This window comes from Halopseudomonas aestusnigri (assembly GCF_002197985.1).
GTDB classification, from domain to species: domain Bacteria; phylum Pseudomonadota; class Gammaproteobacteria; order Pseudomonadales; family Pseudomonadaceae; genus Halopseudomonas; species Halopseudomonas aestusnigri.
Genome location: NZ_NBYK01000001.1, coordinates 154,168 through 173,977 on the forward strand (window position 1 = coordinate 154,168; position 19,810 = coordinate 173,977).

19 protein-coding genes and 1 riboswitch are annotated in these 19,810 nt (G+C 61.5%); of the genes, 13 read left to right on the forward strand and 6 right to left on the reverse strand.

Annotated features, from left to right (window positions below):
• Nucleotides 1–4 precede the first annotated feature (4 nt).
• Entirely contained in the window at nt 5–694 is a 690-nt protein-coding gene (locus B7O88_RS00785) for an SGNH/GDSL hydrolase family protein (protein ID WP_235005697.1), read from the forward strand.
• On the opposite strand, the gene B7O88_RS00790 is transcribed toward B7O88_RS00785, so the two are convergent.
• A complete protein-coding gene (locus B7O88_RS00790) occupies nt 670–1,986 on the reverse strand; it encodes an HlyC/CorC family transporter (protein WP_088273279.1) in 1,317 nt (438 codons plus the stop codon). The genes B7O88_RS00785 and B7O88_RS00790 overlap by 25 nt on opposite strands.
• A gap of 29 nt (nt 1,987–2,015) precedes the next feature.
• Nucleotides 2,016–2,816, reverse strand: a complete 801-nt coding sequence (locus B7O88_RS00795; RefSeq protein WP_088273280.1) for a cytochrome C assembly family protein — start codon at nt 2,814–2,816, stop codon at nt 2,016–2,018.
• Nucleotides 2,817–2,979: 163 nt separating this feature from the next.
• Between B7O88_RS00795 and ffh the strand changes: the two genes are divergently transcribed.
• The 9 genes from ffh to thrC all read left to right on the forward strand — a co-directional run bounded on the left by ffh (nt 2,980) and on the right by thrC (nt 11,224).
• A complete protein-coding gene (gene ffh, locus B7O88_RS00800; RefSeq protein ID WP_088273281.1) occupies nt 2,980–4,377 on the forward strand; it encodes a signal recognition particle protein in 1,398 nt (465 codons plus the stop codon).
• Between the two features lie 198 nt (nt 4,378–4,575).
• Entirely contained in the window at nt 4,576–4,827 is a 252-nt protein-coding gene (gene rpsP / locus B7O88_RS00805) for a 30S ribosomal protein S16 (RefSeq protein ID WP_088273282.1), read from the forward strand.
• Between the two features lies 1 nt (nt 4,828).
• The gene (gene rimM, locus B7O88_RS00810; protein WP_088273283.1) at nt 4,829–5,371 is read left to right on the forward strand and encodes a ribosome maturation factor RimM; all 543 of its coding nucleotides are present in this window, start codon (nt 4,829–4,831) and stop codon (nt 5,369–5,371) included.
• Between the two features lie 3 nt (nt 5,372–5,374).
• On the forward strand, nt 5,375–6,124 hold the full coding sequence (gene trmD / locus B7O88_RS00815) for a tRNA (guanosine(37)-N1)-methyltransferase TrmD (protein WP_088273284.1): 750 nt from the start codon (nt 5,375–5,377) through the stop codon (nt 6,122–6,124).
• Nucleotides 6,125–6,157: 33 nt separating this feature from the next.
• Nucleotides 6,158–6,505, forward strand: coding sequence for a 50S ribosomal protein L19 (gene rplS / locus B7O88_RS00820; protein WP_088273285.1), 348 nt, complete (start codon nt 6,158–6,160; stop codon nt 6,503–6,505).
• Between the two features lie 96 nt (nt 6,506–6,601).
• The gene (gene xerD / locus B7O88_RS00825) at nt 6,602–7,522 is read left to right on the forward strand and encodes a site-specific tyrosine recombinase XerD (protein ID WP_412779046.1); all 921 of its coding nucleotides are present in this window, start codon (nt 6,602–6,604) and stop codon (nt 7,520–7,522) included.
• A gap of 99 nt (nt 7,523–7,621) precedes the next feature.
• Nucleotides 7,622–8,341: a bifunctional protein-disulfide isomerase/oxidoreductase DsbC gene (gene dsbC, locus B7O88_RS00830; RefSeq protein WP_088273287.1), complete on the forward strand. Its 720-nt coding sequence runs from the start codon at nt 7,622–7,624 to the stop codon at nt 8,339–8,341.
• A 71-nt stretch (nt 8,342–8,412) separates the two neighbouring features.
• Entirely contained in the window at nt 8,413–9,717 is a 1,305-nt protein-coding gene (locus B7O88_RS00835) for a homoserine dehydrogenase (protein ID WP_088273288.1), read from the forward strand.
• Between the two features lie 97 nt (nt 9,718–9,814).
• Nucleotides 9,815–11,224 carry a threonine synthase gene (gene thrC, locus B7O88_RS00840; protein WP_088273289.1) on the forward strand — a complete coding sequence of 470 codons (1,410 nt, stop codon included), beginning with the start codon at nt 9,815–9,817 and terminating at the stop codon, nt 11,222–11,224.
• Nucleotides 11,225–11,279: 55 nt separating this feature from the next.
• Here thrC and B7O88_RS00845 read toward each other — a convergent pair whose 3' ends face one another.
• Nucleotides 11,280–11,708, reverse strand: coding sequence for an organic hydroperoxide resistance protein (locus B7O88_RS00845; RefSeq protein WP_088273290.1), 429 nt, complete (start codon nt 11,706–11,708; stop codon nt 11,280–11,282).
• A 198-nt stretch (nt 11,709–11,906) separates the two neighbouring features.
• On the opposite strand from B7O88_RS00845, the gene B7O88_RS00850 reads away from it, so the two are divergent.
• The 3 genes from B7O88_RS00850 to B7O88_RS00860 are packed head-to-tail and all read left to right on the forward strand — an operon-like array spanning nt 11,907 to nt 17,031.
• Nucleotides 11,907–12,974 carry an efflux RND transporter periplasmic adaptor subunit gene (locus tag B7O88_RS00850; protein WP_088273291.1) on the forward strand — a complete coding sequence of 356 codons (1,068 nt, stop codon included), beginning with the start codon at nt 11,907–11,909 and terminating at the stop codon, nt 12,972–12,974.
• Nucleotide 12,975: 1 nt separating this feature from the next.
• A complete protein-coding gene (locus tag B7O88_RS00855) occupies nt 12,976–16,110 on the forward strand; it encodes an efflux RND transporter permease subunit (RefSeq protein ID WP_088273292.1) in 3,135 nt (1,044 codons plus the stop codon).
• 42 nt (nt 16,111–16,152) lie between these two features.
• Nucleotides 16,153–17,031: a carboxylate/amino acid/amine transporter gene (locus tag B7O88_RS00860; RefSeq protein ID WP_088273293.1), complete on the forward strand. Its 879-nt coding sequence runs from the start codon at nt 16,153–16,155 to the stop codon at nt 17,029–17,031.
• 63 nt (nt 17,032–17,094) lie between these two features.
• Here the strand turns inward: B7O88_RS00860 and B7O88_RS00865 are convergent, their stop codons facing one another.
• The 3 genes from B7O88_RS00865 to B7O88_RS00875 form a co-directional block, all read right to left on the reverse strand.
• Nucleotides 17,095–17,712, reverse strand: a complete 618-nt coding sequence (locus B7O88_RS00865; RefSeq protein ID WP_088273294.1) for a trimeric intracellular cation channel family protein — start codon at nt 17,710–17,712, stop codon at nt 17,095–17,097.
• Between the two features lie 22 nt (nt 17,713–17,734).
• Nucleotides 17,735–17,832: riboswitch (glycine riboswitch) on the reverse strand.
• Nucleotides 17,833–18,066: 234 nt separating this feature from the next.
• Nucleotides 18,067–18,966 carry a KPN_02809 family neutral zinc metallopeptidase gene (gene ypfJ, locus B7O88_RS00870; protein ID WP_088273295.1) on the reverse strand — a complete coding sequence of 300 codons (900 nt, stop codon included), beginning with the start codon at nt 18,964–18,966 and terminating at the stop codon, nt 18,067–18,069.
• Between the two features lie 30 nt (nt 18,967–18,996).
• Entirely contained in the window at nt 18,997–19,800 is an 804-nt protein-coding gene (locus B7O88_RS00875; RefSeq protein ID WP_088273296.1) for a CHAD domain-containing protein, read from the reverse strand.
• Between the last annotated feature and the right edge of the window lie 10 nt (nt 19,801–19,810).

Genomic DNA, 19,810 nt, shown 5'->3' on the forward strand with positions numbered 1-19,810 from the left:
GGCCTTGCCGCTGTTGCTGCCTCAGGCGATATGGGTCAAGCGCACGGCGCTGCGCCTGCCGGACGCGCAGCAGCCCTGGCAGGGGCTGGTGGCGGCGCCGGATGGCGCTCGGGAAAGGCCGCTGCGGTTGTTGCTGGTTGGCGAGTCCACCGTTGCCGGCGTCGGGGTCGAGTGTCAGCAGCAGGCCCTTGTCGGGCAGTTGGCCAGTCAGTTGGCTGAACAGCTTGGGCGCCCGGTGCGGTGGCAGGCGGCTGGTCGCAACGGCGCGGTGGCCGGAGACTGTCTGCAAGACCTGCTGCCTGCGGTTACCGGGCAGCAGTGGGACCTGGCGCTGATCGTGCTGGGCGTCAACGATACCACCCACCTTACTCCACGGCCGCGCTGGCGGCGTAATCTGCGGGGCCTGATCGAGCAGCTGCAAGTCTGTTCGGGACAGGTGATGCTGACTGGCGTGCCGCCGCTGGGGCATTTCCGGGCGTTGCCCCAGCCGCTGCGCGGTTGGTTCGGGTTGCGCGCGGGCCTGATGGACGCCGATCTGCAGGCGGTCGCCCGGGCGTCGGGCGCCCACTACCTGTCACTGGATCTGCCATTCGAGCCGGTTTATCTGGCTCGCGACGGCTATCACCCATCGGCGGCCGGGTATCGGCAGTGGGCGGCGGGTATCGTCCGTCAGCTGGCGCCGTCGGTGGTCTGATCCGCTTCGTCTGAGCGGCGCGGGTCGACCTGGTTCAAGGCCCGATCCCATATCCGAACGCTTTTCACCATGTTGTCCTTGGTCTGCAGAATCTCCATCCGGTAGTGGCCGGTGGTCAGGCAGACCGAGGTTTCCGGAATGGTTTCCAGCTGCTCGGTGATCACGCCGTTGAGGGTCTTGGGGCCGTCGGCAGGCAGCTTCCAGTGCAGGTGACGGTTGATGTCGCGAATAGACGCGCTGCCATCGATCACATAGGTACCATCGGCCTGCGGATGGATGTCCTGGCTCAGGCTGAGCATTTCGGTGGTGAAGTCGCCGACAATTTCTTCCAGGATGTCTTCCAGCGTCACCAGGCCGATGACGTCGCCGTACTCGTCGACGACGATGGCAATCCGGCGCTTCTGTTTCTGAAAGTTGAACAGCTGGGTGTGCAGCGGTGTGCTTTCCGGGATGAAGTAGGGCTCCTTGCAGGCGCCGATCAGGGCTTCCTTGGTCAATTCGCCGCGGCTCAGCAGGCGCGCGATTGAGCGCATGTGGACGATGCCGGTGACGTTGTTGATGTCGCCCTGATAGACCGGCAGCCGGGTGTAGTGACAGCTGCGCAGCTGGTGATTGATCGCGGCCATGTCGCTGTCCAAATCAATGCCGACAGCCTCGTTGCGCGGGATCATGATGTCGTTGACCGTCATCTTCTCCAGATCGAGGATGCCCAGCAGCATGTTCTGGCGGCTGCGGGTAATGCCGAGCCCGGCTTCACGCACTACCGTGCGCAGCTCCTCGGTGGTCAGCTGATCGCCATCCTTGCTGTGCGGGTTGACCCCGAGCATGCGCAAAAGCAGGTTGCTGATGGCGCTGCACACCCACACCACCGGATAGAGCAGGCGCTGCAGGCCGGACAGGATCACGCTGGCCGGGAAGGCAATCAGCTCCGGGCGCAGGGCTGCCAGGGTCTTGGGTGTGATCTCGCCGAAGATCAGCACGATCACGGTCAGGATCATGGTGGCAATCGCGATACCGGCTTCGCCCCAGACGTCCACCGCGATCACCGTGGCGATCGAGGCGGCGAGAATGTTGACGATATTGTTACCGACCAGAATGGTGCCGAGCAGTCGGTCGGGGCGCTCCAGCAGACGGGAGGCGCGGCGCGCCGCTCGGTGGCCTTCCTTGCTCAAGTGCTTCAGCCGGTAGCGGTTGAGGCTCATCATGCTGGTTTCGGAGCTGGAGAAGAACGCCGACAGCACGATCAGCACCACCAGCAGAATCAGCAGCAGGCCAGTATGGGATTCGTTCAAGGGCTAGCCTCGGCAGGTCGTAGTATGGGTCAGGCGGCCAGCAGCAGTTCGCGTACCAGCTTGCTGCCGAAATAGGCCAGCATCAGCAACAGGAAGCCCGCCAGTGTCCAGCGGATCGCATTGCTGCCGCGCCAGCCGCGGAAGTGCCGGCCCCACAGCAGAATGCCGAACACCACCCAGGCCAGGCACGACAGCAGAGTCTTGTGGGCCACATGCTGGGCGAACATGTTCTCCAGGAAGACAAAGCCTGAGATCAGTGCCAGCGTCAGCAGCACTTCACCGCACAGCAGAAACTGGAACAGCAGCTGTTCCATGGTCTGCAGCGGCGGGAAGGTGCGAATGAAGCGGGTAGGGTGCTTGTGCTTGAGCTGATAGTCCTGCACAGCCAGCAGGGTGGCCTGGAAGGCGGCAATGGTAAAAATGCCGTAGGCCAGCACCGACAGCAGAATATGCACCAGCAAGCCGTCCTGGTCCGTTGCCAGTGTCGTGCCCTGTTCGGGGAAGAAGCCCGCCAGCAGGGCGGTGATCAGTGCCAGCGGATAAAGCCCCAGCAGCAGACTGGTGACTGGCGCGCGGAAACTCGACACCAGTGTGACCGCAACCACCAGCCAGGAAATCAGCGAGCCGATATTGAACAGGCCCAGGGCAAAGCCCTGCGGTGTGGTGAGCTGAATATACAGACTGACGGCGTGGGCCAGCAGGGCAATCAGCCCGATGGCGCGCAACAGGCTGGCGTTGACGGCCAGACGTTTGCCGAGGCAGTGCATCTGATACAGGATGCCGCTGATATAGAAACCGGCGGCCAGCAGACTGGGGGCGAGGGCTGTCATACGTCCTTGCGAGCGATTATCAACAAAGCCGCAGTGTGGCATAAGCCGCGTCCGGGTGAAAGCGTCTGCCGGTGCTTCCCTATCCTGTGCCGGGTGTGCGGGGTATACTGCGCCGCTGAAATGGCGGCCGGGCTGAAAACGGGCCCGCCCTGGGAGAAAGCACATGTTCGAGAATCTTACCGAGCGCCTGTCGCACAGCCTGCGCGGTGTGACAGGTCAGGCCAAGCTGACTGAAGACAACATCAAGGACACCCTGCGCGAAGTGCGCATGGCGCTGCTGGAGGCTGATGTCGCGCTGCCGGTAGTCAAGACCTTCGTTGATCAGGTGCGTGAGCGCGCGGTCGGCACCGAAGTGTCGCGCAGCCTGTCGCCGGGGCAGGTCTTCGTCAAGATCGTCAAGTCCGAGCTGGAAGCGGTCATGGGGCAGTCCGAAGGGCTGAACCTGGCGGTCAGCCCGCCGGCCGTGATCCTCATGGCCGGTCTGCAGGGCGCGGGTAAGACCACCAGTGTGGCCAAGCTGGCCAAGACGCTGCGTGAACGCGAGAAGAAGAAGGTCATGGTGGTCAGCGCCGACGTCTACCGTCCGGCGGCGATCAAACAGCTGGAAACGCTGGCAGCCGATGTACAGGTCGAGTTCTTCCCGTCCTCCGCTGATCAGCAGCCGGTCGCCATCGTCGAGGCGGCGATGCGTGAGGCGAAGAACCGCTTCATGGACGTACTGATCGTTGATACCGCTGGCCGTCTGCACGTCGACGACGAGATGATGGCCGAGATCCGGCAGGTGCACGCGGCAGCCAAGCCGGCGGAAACCCTGTTTGTGGTCGACGCCATGACCGGTCAGGATGCGGCCAACACCGCTCAGGCCTTCAACGAGGCGCTGCCGTTGACCGGTGTCATCCTGACCAAGGTCGACGGTGACGCCCGTGGCGGTGCGGCGCTGTCGGTGCGTCATATCACCGGCAAACCGATCAAGTTCCTAGGTATGGGCGAGAAGATCGACGCCTTGGAAGTCTTCCATCCCGACCGTGTCGCCTCGCGCATCCTCGGTATGGGTGACGTGCTCAGCCTGATTGAGCAGGCCGAGCAGAAGATCGACAAGGACAAGGCCGAGAAATTGGCCAAGAAGCTGAAGAAGGGCAAGGGCTTCGACCTTGAGGACTTCCGTGATCAGCTGCAGCAGATGAACGCCATGGGCGGGCTCGGCTCGATGATGGAAAAGCTGCCGATGATGGGCGGCAAGATCAGTGCTGCGCAGATGGAAACGGCGCAGACCGAGGCGGCCAAGCAGTTCAAGCGCATGGAGGCGATCATCAACTCGATGACGCCGGCCGAGCGCCGCAACCCGGACCTCATCAGCGGCTCGCGCAAGCGTCGCATCGCGGCGGGCTCGGGTACCCAGATTCAGGACATCGGGCGCCTGCTCAAGCAACACAAGCAGATGCAGAAGATGATGAAGAAGGTAACCGGCAAGGGCGGTATGGCCAAGCTGATGCGCGGTATGGGTGGAATGGGTGGTGGCGGTGGCATGCTGCCCCCGGGTGGCGGGATGCCGCGGTTCTGAGGACTGCCCTGATCGCCGTTTTCCGGCGTTGGGGCAGGCAGCTGACCGGCGGTGCCGGTCGCTGCGGAAAAAAGAGTTTTCATTGGTCGGGATATTCCGTAGAATACGCGACCTTTCGGGCTATAGGTGTATGCGTTGTCAGCTGCACGCCCGCAAACGATTAAGTAGCGATACTCAAACACAGGAAACGATGTCGACATGGTAACCATTCGTCTTGCTCGTGGTGGCTCCAAGAAGCGCCCCTTCTATCATCTGACCGTCACCAACAGCCGCAATGCTCGCGATGGCCGTTTTGTTGAGCGGGTAGGCTTCTTCAACCCGGTAGCCACCGGCGGTGAAGTGCGTCTGTCCGTGAACGATGAGCGCGTTCAGTACTGGCTGAGCCAGGGTGCGCAGCCGTCTGATCGCGTTGCAGCTCTGCTGAAGGAAGCTGGTCAGGCTGCTGCCTGATATGGCTAATACTCCTGAGCCGGCCGGGGCCCATCGGGTTGTACTCGGCAAGATCGTTTCGGTTCATGGGGTGCGTGGGGCGGTAAAGGTCTATTCCCATACCGACCCGCTGGATAACGTGCTCGATTATGCCGAGTGGTCCCTTAACAGGGGTTCCGAGCAGCGCACGGTGTCCGTTCTCGGTGGTCGCGTCCAGGGACGCGTGCTGGTAGTCAACCTCAAGGGGGTCGACGACCGCAACAAGGCCGAGGACCTGGTCGATTTCGAGATCAGCATTGCGTCCGACGCATTGCCCGAGCTTGAAGATGGCGATTTTTACTGGCATCAGCTGGAAGGCCTCCAGGTTATAAACCAGGAAGGGCAGCTGCTCGGCAAGGTGGATCACCTGCTTGAGACCGGCTCCAACGATGTCATGGTGGTCAAGCCCTGCGCAGGCAGTGTTGATCAGCGTGAACGTCTGTTGCCTTATTTGCCGGGCCAGTTTGTAATCAGGGTCGATCTGGAGGCGCAAGTCATGCAGGTTGACTGGGATGCGGAGTTCTGACCGGTGTGGGCCGGTGTAGTTACCCTGTTTCCCGAGATGTTCACGGCGCTGACCGAGTCCGGTGTCACCGGCAGGGCGGTCAAGCGGGGCCAGCTGGAGGTCGCTTTCAGCAACCCGCGTGAACACGCACATGACCGTCATCGCACGGTGGATGATCGCCCCTTCGGCGGTGGTCCCGGCATGTTGATGAAGGTTGAGCCGCTGCTGGAGGCTATTGATGCCATCCGCCAGCAGGCTCCCTCCACCCCGCGGGTGATTTACCTGTCTCCGCAGGGGCAGCCTCTGACGCAGAAACGCGTCGAACAGCTGGCGCAGCTCGACAGCCTTGTGCTGTTATGCGGGCGCTACGAGGGCATCGACGAGCGCATCATTGATCGCTGCGTAGATGAGGAAATCTCCATTGGCGACTACGTGTTGTCCGGTGGCGAACTGGGAGCCATGGTGCTCCTGGACGCGGTAACCCGCTTGATTCCCGGTGTATTGGGGCATGCGGATTCCGCGGTAGAAGATTCCTTTTCGGCGGGATGGCTCGATTGCCCACATTACACCCGGCCGGAAGAGTTTGATGGGCAGCGCGTTCCGGAGGTGCTGCTCAGCGGTAACCATGAACTGATCCGGCGCTGGCGCCTCAAACAGTCTTTGGGTCGAACCTGGCAACGTCGGCCAGAGTTGCTCGAAGAGCTGGAGTTGAGCAAAGAACAGCAACAGCTGTTGGCGGAATATATCCGCGAGCAGGCAACCGATAACCATTGATACAGGTCCGACGGCCTGTGCAGGAGAAGCAAGATGTCCAATATTATTGCCCAGCTTGAAGCTGAACAGATGTCCAAGGAAATCCCCGCGTTCGCACCGGGTGATACCGTAATCGTCCAGGTCAAGGTTAAGGAAGGCGATCGCTCCCGTCTGCAGGCCTTCGAAGGCGTGGTTATCGGCAAGCGTAACCGTGGTCTGAACTCTGCTTTCACCGTTCGCAAGATCTCCAGCGGTGTTGGCGTTGAGCGTACGTTCCAGACCTACTCTCCGCTGATCGACAGCATCTCTGTCAAGCGTCGCGGTGACGTTCGCAAGGCCAAGCTGTACTACCTGCGTGCTCTGTCTGGTAAGGCAGCTCGCATCAAGGAAAAGCTGTCCTGATCGGACAACTGACCAACAAAAAAGCAGCCTGAGGGCTGCTTTTTTGTGCCTGAGTGTTTTTAATCGACGAATCGCCCGTCCACTCGAGTCAAATCCATGCCTGATGTTGCGCCGATGCCGGTCAGTGACGCGGATCAGCAACTGATCGATCAGTTCCTTGACAGCCTTTGGCTGGAAAAGGGGCTGTCGAAGCACACCTGCAGCGCCTATCGCACTGATTTGCGCACGCTGGCCGGTTGGCTGGGGCAGCGTCGCAGCCGGCTGCTGCAGCTGTCGCGCGCCGATCTGATGGCGCACTTGGGCTGGCGGCTTAGCGCCGGCTATCAGGCGCGTTCCAGTGCCCGGCTGCTGTCCTGTGTACGCAGTTTCTACCGCTACTTGCTGCGCCAGCAGTTGATCACTGACGACCCGACCCGGGATGTTGCCATGCCGAAGATCGGCAGGCCGCTGCCCAAGTCGCTCAGTGAGGCCGACGTTGAGCGCCTGCTGTCCGCACCGGACAGCGAAGACAGTCTGGGGTTGCGGGACCGTTGCATGCTGGAAGTGCTGTATGCCACCGGATTGCGGGTCAGTGAGCTGGTCGGCTTGCGGCTCGATCAGTTGAATCTGCGTCAGGGTGTGGTGCGGGTGACCGGCAAGGGCAGCAAGGAACGTCTGGTCCCTTTGGGGGAAGAGGCGATGCGCTGGTTGGAGCAATATCTTGATACGGCCCGTGCGGCACTATTGGCAGGCAAGCCGAGTGATGTACTGTTTCCCAGCAGGCTGGGGCAGATGATGACGCGTCAGACATTCTGGCACAGGGTCAAGCTGCATGCTCTGACGGCCGGCATTCGCAGCGAGCTGTCTCCGCACACCCTGCGCCACGCCTTTGCTACCCATCTGCTCAATCACGGGGCGGACCTGCGGGTGGTGCAGATGCTGCTGGGGCACAGTGATCTGTCGACAACCCAGATCTATACCCATATTGCTCGGCAGCGCCTGCATGATCTGCATGCCCAGCATCATCCCCGAGGGTGACGGCATCCGGGTTGCGCCGAACATCCCGCAGGGCGTGTGGAATTGGTCAGCGCTTCCTTTATTCGTGGTAAGCTTTGCGGTCTTCAAAAGGAGTGGACTATGCGACTGAAAATCGGCCTGGCCGCCATACTGGCCCTGGCGGCGACACAGGTCATGGCGAATCCGGATCAGGCTATTCGGGACGCTCTGAAGACAATGAATTTCAATGTGCCGGTCAAGACGGTGAGCGAGTCTCCCGTGGCCGGTCTGTACAGCGTTGAGCTGGAAAGCGGCCGAGTGCTGTACGCCTCGGCGGACGGCAAGTACTTTGTCCAGGGCTCTCTGATCGAGGTCAACGACGGCAAGCCACGTAACCTTACCTCCATCGCCGAAGCGCGTAACATCGGCGCGGTCATCAACGGGCTGCCGCAGCAGGAGCTGATCGTGTTTGCGCCAGAGCAGCCCAAGACCCATATCACGGTATTTACCGATGTGGATTGCGGTTACTGCCGCAAGCTGCATAACGAGGTGCAGCAGCTCAATGATCTGGGTATCGAGGTGCGCTATGCTGCCTTCCCGCGCGGCGGAATGCAGTCCCGTGCTGCCAGTGTCATGCAGTCGGTCTGGTGTGCCGACGACCGCAAGGCGGCCCTGACGGCTGCCAAGCAGGGTGACGAGGTCGCGCCAGCCAGCTGTGACAATCCTGTTGAGCGCCAGTTCGAGCTGGGTCAGCAGGTGGGTGTGCAGGGTACACCGGCCATTTTCATGGCCAACGGGGTGTTGATCCCGGGTTATCAGCCGGCGGCGCAGCTGGCCGCTATCGCGCTGGAGAATCAGTAACAGCCGTGCCGACGGGCAGATCGTCGGCGCGTTTTCATGTAATCGACTAACAACCAGGTAGGGACCAAAGTTTGAAACCGGTCAAAGTAGGTATTTGTGGATTGGGCACCGTCGGCGGTGGCACCTTCAATGTTCTGCAGCGCAACGCGACGGAAATTGCCCGGCGTGCTGGGCGTGGCATTGAGGTCGCCCAGATTGCAACCCGGCACCCCAACCCGGCCTGCAACCTGGGCATGACCCCGGTGACCGACGACGTTTTCGAGCTGGTCAACAATCCCGAGATCGACATCATCGTCGAACTGATCGGCGGCTACACCCTGGCCAAGGATGTGGTACTCAAGGCGATCGAGAACGGCAAACACGTGGTGACTGCCAATAAGGCGCTGATTGCCGTGCACGGCAACGAGATCTTCGCTGCTGCCAGCGCCAAGGGCGTGATGGTTGCGTTCGAGGCCTCGGTTGCCGGCGGTATTCCGATTATCAAGGCGCTGCGTGAAGGTCTGGCCGCAAACCGCATTGACTGGGTTGCCGGTATCATCAACGGCACTGGCAACTTCATCCTGACTGAAATGCGTGACAAGGGGCGTACCTTCGAGGACGTTCTGGCTGAAGCGCAGGCGCTGGGTTATGCCGAGGCTGACCCGACCTTCGACGTCGAGGGTATTGATGCCGCGCACAAGCTGACCATTCTGGCCTCCATCGCCTTTGGTATCCCGTTGCAGTTCGACAAGGCCTACACCGAAGGGATCACCAAGCTGACTACTGCCGACGTAAATTACGCCGAAGCGCTGGGCTACCGTATCAAGCATCTGGGCGTGGCACGCCGCACCGAAAACGGCGTCGAGTTGCGCGTGCACCCGACCCTGATCCCGGCCGACCGTCTGATCGCCAACGTCAACGGTGTGATGAACGCGGTGATGGTTAATGGCGACGCTGTTGGCTCCACGCTCTACTACGGTGCCGGTGCTGGTGCTGAACCGACGGCTTCCGCCGTTGTTGCCGACATCATCGACGTGGTCCGCACTCTGACCACCGACCCGACCAACCGCGTTCCGCACCTGGCGTTCCAGGCTGATGCGCTGTCGGATCTGCCGGTGCTGCCGGTTGATGAGGTCGAAACCGCCTACTATCTGCGCCTGCACGCGCAGGACCGTCCGGGCGTGCTGGCCAAGGTCGCGACCATCCTGTCCGAGCGTGGCATCAACATCGAATCGATCATGCAGAAGGACGTGGAAGAGCAGGACGGCCTGGTGCCGATGATTCTGCTGACTCACCGCGTACGCGAGCAGAACATGAACGATGCGATTGCCGCGCTGGAGTCGCTCGAGGATATCGCCGGCCCGCTGATGCGGATCCGCGTGGAACAACTGGACTAATCCAGCGACAAGCGGCAAGCGGCAAGCGGCAAGTAACCCAGGTGGTGCTTGCGGCTTGCCGCTTGCGGCTTGCAGCTCAAACCGAAGGTTTGCCGATATGCGTTATATCAGTACCCGTGGCCAGGCTCCGGCCCTGAATTTCGAAGACGTGCTGCTGGCCGGTCTGGCCTCTGACGGCGGTCTGTATGTGCCCGAGAACCTGCCGCGTTTCACCCAGGAGCAGATCGCATCCTGGGCCGGTCTGCCGTACCACGAGCTGGCGTTCAACGTGATGCGCCCGTTCGTCACTGGCAGCATTCCGGACGCCGATTTCAAACAGATTCTGCAGGACACCTACGGCGTCTTTGAGCACAAGGCAGTTGCACCGCTGCGTCAGCTGGACAGCAACGAGTGGGTGATGGAGCTGTTCCACGGCCCGACCCTGGCGTTCAAGGATTTTGCCCTGCAGCTGCTGGGCCGTTTGCTCGACTATTTCCTGGTCAAGCGTGGCGAGCGCGTGGTGATCATGGGCGCCACCTCCGGTGACACCGGTTCGGCCGCTATTGAGGGTTGCAAAGCCTGCGAAAACGTCGACATCTTCATCATGCACCCGCACAACCGGGTATCCGAGGTGCAGCGTCGCCAGATGACCAGCATTCTCGGCGACAACATTCACAACATCGCCATCGAAGGCAACTTCGACGACTGTCAGGAGATGGTCAAGGCCAGTTTCGCCGACCAGGGTTTCCTCAAGGGTACTCGTCTGGTCGCGGTCAACTCGATCAACTGGGCGCGCATCATGGCGCAGATCGTCTACTACTTCCACGCAGCCCTGCAGCTCGGCGGCCCGGCGCGCTCCATGGCGTTCTCGGTACCGACCGGCAACTTCGGCGACATCTTCGCCGGTTACCTGGCGCGCAATATGGGCCTGCCGATCAGCCAGTTGATCGTTGCTACCAATCGCAACGACATCCTGCACCGCTTCATGAGCGGCAATCACTACGACAAGGACACCCTGCACCCGTCGCTGTCGCCGTCGATGGACATCATGGTGTCGTCCAACTTCGAACGCCTGCTGTTCGATCTGCACGGTCGTAACGGTGCGCTGGTGGCCAAGCTGATGGACGACTTCAAGGTCAGCGGCAAGCTGTCGGTCGAAGATGATCGCTGGACTGAGGCGCGCAAGTTGTTCGACTCGCTGGCGGTTGACGACGAAGGCACCTGTGCAACCATCGCCGAGGTATTCGCGCAGTGCGGTGAAGTGCTGGACCCGCACACCGCCATCGGCGTGCGTGCAGCCCGTGAATGTCGCCGCTCGCTGTCGACGCCGATGATCACCCTTGGGACTGCGCACCCGGTCAAGTTCCCGGATGCGGTCCGTCAGGCTGGCGTTGGCGAAGCACTGCACCTGCCGGCGCATCTGAGCGATCTGTTCGAGCGCGAAGAGCGTATGACCGTGCTGGCGAACAGCTTGGCCGACGTGCAGGCCTTTGTTGCCGCGCATGGCAATCGCGGCAAGCCGCTCTAAGCGAAGCGGCTGACACAACAACGGCGCCTTTGGGCGCCGTTGTTGTTTGTGCGTCTTACTCGACCCGGGTCAGGGTCACATCAATATTGCCGCGGGTGGCGTTGGAATACGGGCAGACTTGGTGGGCGCGCTCGATCAGTTGTTCGGCCTGCTCTGCAGGCATGCCCGGCAGGCTGACGCGCAGTTCCACTTCGATGCCGAAGCCCTGCGGAATCTGACCGATACCGACCACCCCCTCAACCGACGCATCAGCCGGCATGGGCAGCTTGTCGCGGCCTGCGACAAACTTCATCGCACCAATGAAACAGGCCGAATAGCCTGCAGCAAACAGCTGCTCCGGGTTGGTGCCCTGACCGCCTGCGCCGCCCAACTCTCTTGGCGTAGTCAATTCGATATCCAGTACACCGTCGGAGGAAATGGCACGACCGTCACGGCCTCCGGTAGCTTCTGCAGAAGCGCGATAGATAACCTGTTCAATGGACATAAAGAGTCTCCGGTAATGAAAATATAGATTGCATGCAATTAAGTTTTGCATGCTAACACAATATAGGTTGTGTGCAATGTTATTTTTGGCCGGTTTGTCCTCCGCCATATCGTGAAACATCCTCATCTGCTTTGTTGTAGGTGTGTTTTTTCATTTCTGGCATGCTGATTCACTTTGACGTTGTCGGAGGCTCCTCCTGTGCTGCGCTCTGTCATTGTTGTTTGCCTGTTACTGCTGATGCCTCTGGCGCGTGCCGAGACCGCTGTGCCGGTGCGGGTTGCGACCACTACGCTGCAGCCGCTGGTGGAGGTGGTGCCGGTCAGCGGCAGTGTCTCCACGGCGCGGGTCGCTACGTTGTCTGCGGAAGTGGAGGGACGGGTTTCCGGGCTGCCGGTGGAGGAGGGCCAGCGGATTGAGAAGGGCGCGCTGTTGATGACGCTGGATGATGAGCTTGTACAGCGTGATCTGGATCGCGACCGGGCCGAGGTTGCGCGTCTGGGCAGCACGCTCGATGACGCGCAGCGCCGGCTCAGCGAGGCCAGTACGCTGGCAGAGCGCCGCAGTATTGCCGCCAGCGAGGTGCGCGGCCTGGAAGCCGCCGTTGCGCAGGCCGATGCGGCGTTGGCGGGGGCACGTGCCGGCCTGCAACGGCGCGAGGCGCTGGCGCGCCGGCACCGGCTGGAGGCTCCCTTCAGTGGCGTGATCAGTCGACGCCTGACTGAGCTGGGCGAGTGGGTCGAGCCCGGGACCGGGGTGCTGGAGTTGATCACCCTGCAGCAGCTTCGCGCCGACCTTCAGGTGCCGCAGCGCTTCTATGCCCGTGCCGAGCCAGGCAGTCGGGTCGAGTTGCAGTTCGAAGGTCACCCCGGAGAAGATTTTGTGTTGCCGGTAACCGCGCGCATCCCGTTAAGCAGTCAGCAGGCGCGCACCTTTTTGCTGCGTATTGCGCTGCCCGACGATATTGCTGGCCTGATTCCCGGGATGTCGGTGCAGGGCGAGCTGTTGCTGGATCAGCAGCAACAGGGCGTCGTAGTCTCCCGGGATGCGCTGCTTCGGCAGGTTGACGGCCGCGTGGCTGTTTGGCGGGCCGTCAACGAAGCAGGCCAGTGGCGGGCCCGGGAGCAGCAGGTCCGGTCCGGACTGGCATTTGACGGGGTGGTCGAGGTGCGCGAGGGTCTGGAGGCCGGAGAGCTGGTAGTCGTTGAAGGTAACGAGAGCCTGCGCGAAGGGCAGTTGCTCAACCTGCTCAACCACGAGGCCGACTGACATGTTCCAGGCCATTACTCGCCACGGCATTCTGGTGACCGTTGCGCTGCTGATTCTCTGCGTGCTGGGTACCATGGCCGCGCTGCGGATTCCCGTGCAGATGATTCCGGACCTGGAAACCCGCACGGTGACTGTTGAAACCCGGTGGCCCGGTGCGACGCCGCAGGATATCGAGAAGGAAATTCTGGTCGAGCAGGAAGAGTTTTTGCGTAACCTGCCCAATCTCGAGCGTATAACGTCGGTTGCCGGGACCGGCTGGGCCGAGATCGAACTGGACTTTCCCTTTGGCGTGGATCTGAACGAGACGCTGATACGCGTCAACAATGCCCTCACGCAGGTGTCGGGTTACCCCGAGAATGTGGATCAGCCGTCGGTCAACGCGACGTCCTTCTCTGCCAATGCCTTCATGTACCTGGCGGTATCACCGCTGGAGGGTAATCCGCGCAACCTGGATATGGATATGGTGCGCGATTACATCGAAGACAACGTGCGTCCGAGACTATCGGCGGTCAACGGTGTCGCTCAGGTGGATGTGCGTGGTGGTGCGGCCCGTCAGGTACAGGTTCGCCTGTACCCCGAACGGCTGGCGTTGCACGGTCTGACGCCTGCCGCGGTGCGTGACGCGCTGCGGTCGCGAAACCGGGATGTTTCCGGTGGCGAGATTGATAGCGGCAAGCGACGGTTTTTGCTGCGTACCGTCGGCCGTTTCGAGAGCCTGGACGATATTCGCCAACTGGTGGTTGAGCGACGGGGAGACAGCCTGATTCGTCTGCAGGATCTGGCCGATGTCACGCTTGATCACGCGCGTATTGTTCAGCGCAGCTACGTCAATGGCGCCCCCGTTGTCAGTCTGGCTGTCAGGCGAGAAAGCGGCTCCAATGTGATTGCCATCAAGCAGGCCATGCTTGCCGAGATGGCGCTGGTCAATCAGGAGTTGCTAAACCCGCAGGGCATGCAGATCAGGCTGAATTCCGATGACGTGGTCTATGTCCGTGACTCGGTGGTCAATGTCTGGAAAAACCTGATCCTTGGCGCCTTGCTTGCGTCTGTGATCATGTATCTGTTTCTGCGTTCCTGGCGGGTAACGCTGATTGGCGTCATGGGGATTCCAATCTGCACCATTGCCGCCTTTCTTGGCCTGATGCTGACCGGACGTACGATCAACGTGATTTCCCTGGCCGGAGTCGCCTTCGCCATTGGGATGACGCTGGACAACAGTATTGTGGTGCTGGAGAGCATTGAACTGGAGCGCCGGCGCGGTCTGGATCGGCTGCGTGCTGCGGTAGCCGGGGTAAGCAGGGTCTGGCCCGCGATTCTGGCCTCGACACTGACGACGGTCATGGTGTTTCTGCCGGTGATGTTTATCCGTGAAGAGGCAGGGCAGCTGTATTCTGACATTGCCATTGCCATTACCTCGGCGATTCTGGTTTCCATGCTGGTTGCAATAACTGCCGTGCCCGCAGCCTGTGCGAGGCTGCGCGGCGGCGAGTTGGAGCCGGCCAGCGAACAGGGCCGGCTGGCCCGCCACTGTGCTGATCTGGTGGGCTGGCTGCTGGCCAGCGCCCGGCGCCGCTTGCTTTGCGCCGCGGTGGTTATGGGGGGCAGCCTGCTGATTGTGCTGACGCTGACGCCACCAGCCGAGTATCTGCCTGAAGGCGAGGAGGCCAAGACCTTCGCCATGATGAACGCACCGCCCGGCTATAACCTGGCCAGCATGCAACAGATTGCGGATCAGGTTCAGGCGCACTTTCTGCCCTATACCCAGGCCGCCGCGGCTGAGGACGCTGATAGTCCGGTTCCCCCAATCGCCATGCTGATGATGAACGTTTCGACTGAAGGGTTGTGGATGATTGGTGTACCTGCGGACCCGGCAGACATTGATGCGCTGATGCGTGCACTGGTCGAGCATTTTCGTACGTACCCGGGTATGCGCGCGTTCGCCACCCGGGGCTCGATTATCAGCAGCAATAACGGTGGTACGCGCAGCATCAACCTGGATATTTCCGGTCCGGATCTCGCCAGTCTCTATGAAGTGGCTCGTCTGGCCTATGACCGGGCCGGTGAAATCTTCGAAGATCCGTCGATTCAGACCCAGCCCTCCAACCTCAGCCTGGCGCAGCCTCTGCTGCAGATTTATCCGGACTGGGAGCGCGCCGCCGAGCTGGGACTGGACGCCGAGCAAATGGGTTTTGCGGTGTCGGCCCTGACCAATGGCAGTTATGTCGGCGATTACTTTCAGGACGACGACAAGGTCGACATCTACTTCTACAATGCCATGGCTCTGCAGCCCGACCTGCAGACCCTGCGCGGTCTTACCTTATACACACCGAGCGGCCAGGTGCTGCCTCTGTCCTCGCTTGCGCGTATCGAAGAGGAGGTCGACACCAGCGTAATGCGCCGGGTAGACGGCCGCCGTACCCTGACGCTGAATATCATCCCGCCGCGTTCTGTCCCTCTGGAGGCGGGAGTCGAGCAGGTGCGTACCGAGCTGGTCGAGTATCTGCGAGCCCAAGGGCAGGTACCGTTGGGGGTTAGCCTGTCGATCTCCGGTGCCGCCGACCAGCTGGATGCCACCCGCGAGTCGCTGGGCAGCAACTACCTGGCGGCGTTGTTGATTGTCTTCCTGCTGCTGGTGGCGATCTTCCGCCATTGGGGTTACCCGTTATTGATCATGGTCAGCATTCCGCTGGGCATGGCTGGCGGGCTGGCCGGGCTGGCGCTGCTGAATTTGGCCGGTTCCGCATTGGCAGCAGCGGGGCTGGGTGGCTTCAGTCAGCCGCTGGACATGATCACCATGCTGGGCTTTCTGATTCTGATGGGTACGGTAGTGAACAATCCGATCCTGATTGTGGATCGCGCCATCGATAATCTTGATCATCAGGGCATGACGCCGGTCGAGGCCGTTCGTGAGGCGGTTGAGGCGCGCCTGCGACCAATTGCCATTTCAACCTTGACCACCCTGTGCGGGATTGCGCCGCTGGTATTTCTGCCTGGCGCCGGTACCGAGCTCTATCGTGGTGTCGGTGTGATTGTCATGGCGGGCATACTCGGTGCCACCCTGGTTACCCTGACCCTGTTGCCGGTGATGCTGCATGGGGTGCTGAGCAGGCGTGTGAGGCAGCAGCTGTTGACCTGAAACCGCTATACTCCCCGCCCATCTGGCCTGTGTGGAGCGGCGATGCCTTATCTTGTTGCGGTAACCCTGTTATGGGCGGTTTCCTTCAGCCTCATCGGCGAGTATCTGGCCGGGCAGGTCGACAGCTATTTTGCCGTGCTGACGCGGGCCATGCTGGCCGGGCTGCTGTTTCTCCCGCTGCTGCGTATTCGATTGTTGCCGCGCCCGGTGGTGCCGGGGCTGCTGCTGGTTGGCGCCCTGCAGTTCGGTGTCACCTACATTTGCCTGTATCAGTCCTTCGAGTACATCTCGGTGCCCGAGGTGCTGCTATTCACCATTTTTACGCCACTGCACGTGGCGCTGATTGATGATCTGCTGAACCGGCGTTTCAGTCTGGGGCCTCTGGTCGCCGCCGCGGTTGCGGTGCTTGGTGCCGGGATCATGCGCTACGACGGGCTCAGCGACAGCTTTATCCGCGGCTTTTTGATTCTGCAACTGGCCAACTTTACCTTCGCCGCCGGGCAGGTAGGCTATGCCCATCTGGTGCGTCGTTATGAGCTGACCTCAACTCAGCAGTGGCGCGGTTTTGGCCTGTTCTTTATTGGCGCGCTGATGGTCATGCTGCCGGCCTGGCTGCTGCTCGGCAACCCTGAGCGCCTGCCGCACACCGCGCTGCAGTGGTCGGTGCTGGCCTGGCTGGGACTGGTCGCTTCCGGACTTGGCTTTCTGTTCTGGAACCGGGGTGCAGCTCAGGTAGACGCCGGCACCCTGGGCATCATGAATAATGCGCTGGTGCCGGCAGGTTTGCTGGTCAATCTGCTGATCTGGAATCACGATGCCGACCTGCTGCGACTTGCAGCGGGCTCCGCGGTGATCGGGCTATCGCTCTGGGTTAACGCCCGCTGGTCGCGCTGGTTCGGTTCGCGACCAGCACGGCCCTGACGACGATCAGGTCGGCCCGACAGGCATCGCAGCCAGTGAGGCCCTTGCTGGCGATTTCGCTCATCAGTCCCACTGGGATTTGGCGTAGCTGAACACCGGCAGCGACAATTTCCAGCGAATCGCTGCCATTCTCAGCAACAGGCCCACGCTGAAAGCAGCCAGCAAGTTGACGCTTTCGCTGGCACCCTGATGTCGTAGGGCGAGATAGAGCAGAGCGACGACCAGCGAGACGCTGGCGTAGAGTTCATGGCGCAACACCTGAGGCATTCTATTGCACATGATGTCGCGGATAATGCCGCCGAAGATACCGGTGATGATGCCGGCCATAACCACCACCACTGTGTCGTAGCCCAGTCTCAGCGCGACATTGCAGCCAATGACGGTGAAGGCGACCAGGCCGATGGCGTCGAGCACCAGAAAAAGCTGGTGGAGGTGACGCATAAAGCGCGCCAGCACTATGGTTGCCAGGCCACCGGTGATGGTGATGTAGATGTAAAGGGGATGCTGGGTCCAGGTGATCGGAAAGTTGCCGAGCAGAATGTCCCGGACGGTACCACCACCCAGAGCGGTTAAAAAGGCGATAACGGCGACACCGAAAAAGTCCATGTTGCGTCTGCCCGCGGCAAGTGCTCCGGACATGGCTTCGGCGGTGATGGCGATGATATAGACAGAGGTCAGCACACAGTTCTCCTGCGTTTGCGTAGCCTCTCCCCCTGTCCTTGATACCTGAGAGTTTACAGGGTCATGCCCTGCTTGCCCCTTCGGTGGGCTGCCATGCAGCCTCTCTCCAGACGGCGTTAATCGTGTCCACAGTGCCTGTGCCTGAGCGTTTATGGGAGTTTGCGCCTTCGGCGGGGCTGAGCCCTCTCTCCTGCGGGGTGGCGATTGTACATCCGGAATGGCGGCGGGTCTTGTGTCTTTGTGTGACTCCGATCGATTGGAAGCCAGGCGCAGGGTTGTCGTCTGTACCGGTCGGATTGCAGGGTGCTGGCCGGCCGGGCGGCCATGCGCGACTCGGTGCAGTCGCAACCGGGCTCAGATCGGCCCGGCGAAGGTATCGCAGGCGGTGATGTCGCCGCTGTCGAAGCCGCGCTTGAACCATTTCATCCGCTGCGCCGAGGTGCCGTGGGTGAAGCTGTCCGGCACCACATCCTGGCCCGCCTGACGCTGCAGGCGGTCATCGCCGATGGCGCTGGCGGCGGTCAGGGCTTCATCCAGATCATCAGGATCGAGCAGCTGGCGTTCGCGGTTGGCGGCGTGGCCCCAGAGGCCGGCAAAGCAATCGGCCTGCAGCTCCTGACGGACTGACAGCGCATTTACCTCGGCCTGGCTGCGGCCGGCGCCTGCCTGACGCACCTTCTGGCTGATGCCCAGCAGGGTTTGCACGTGGTGGCCCACTTCATGGGCGATGACGTAGGCCTGAGCGAAGTCGCCGGGGGCGCCGAGCTGCTGTTTCATGTCGTTGAAGAACGCCAGATCCAGATAGACCTGCTGATCGCCCGGGCAGTAAAACGGGCCAACAGCCGAACTGGCGCTGCCGCAGGCGGACTGCACGCGGTTGGAAAACAGCACCAGTTTAGGCTCCTGATACTGCCGGCCGATGCGCTGGAAAACCTGATGCCAGGTGGTCTCGGTGTCGGCCAGCACCACGCTGACGAATTCGGTCAGCTCCTGCTCGGCGGGGGAGAGCGGTTGCTGGCCCTGTTGCGTCACCGGCTGGCCGCCACCGAGCAGCAGGGGCAGCAGGTCGATACCGAGCATCTTGCCGCCGATGATGGCGACTGCGCCAATGGCGAGAATCCAGCGGCCGCCGCGGGTGCCGATCAGCATGGGAATCAAGCGCAGCAGCAGCGCGCCGCCGGCACCGGCGCTGGAGATGCTGTCGCCTCTGCGGTCTTCAATATTGCTGCTTCGCCGTCTGCCTCGCCAATCCATCAGGGTCTCCTTGGATAACAGCTTACCGGATCAGCAGCGGAATCCGCCGCGACCGAATGTCCGTATAAACAGCCGGATAATACGGCGTTTGCAGTGATGCTTGCGCTGTTCCAGTCGAGCGGCCAGCGCATCTCTGTCTGTCGAGGCGGGGGAGCGCTGGAGCTGTGCTTCCAGATTGCAGAGATCCTGCAGCTCGCCCAGTCGCTCACCCAGGCGCGTCAGCAGTGTCATCTGGCGATCGGCCGGCAGGCGCGCATCGTGCAGTTGTTCGCGCTGATACAGCGCGTATTTGATCCATTTGCGACAGCGGTGATAAAGCGCATCCTGATCACTGTTGCAGGCGCTGCGAGCAAGTTTACGCGCGCGTTTGATGGTGCGCTGCAGGCCAATCTGCCAATGGTCGGCTGCGCCAGTGGCCGAATGGGGCCAGTCGGCCAGAACGGCGGCGAAGGCAGCGATCAGATGCTCGCTGTCGGTGCTGCTCGGCGCACGGGCATGTGATGCCTGCAGCAGCCGGCTGTTGAGTGCGGGGCTCAGCGGTGTGTCCAGCGTGCTGGCAAGTTGTTTGATCAGTTGCTGCTGTACGTGCAGATCGCGGCTGCCGGCCAGCGTTTTGGCGATCTGTCTGAGCTGCTGGTCCAACTGGCGCAACCGTTGGTGCCCTGCATATGGACGGTACAGTTGCAGCAGCGCCCTCAAGCGCTTGCAGCAGACGCGTAACTGGTGAACTGCGTCGGCATCCGGTGCAGCTCCGTTGACGATTGGCAGCAGGGCGGCACGCACGCGGTTGCGGGCGGCTTGATAGAGCGGGTCAGCATCGGGTGTCAGGGCCATCAGTCGAGTG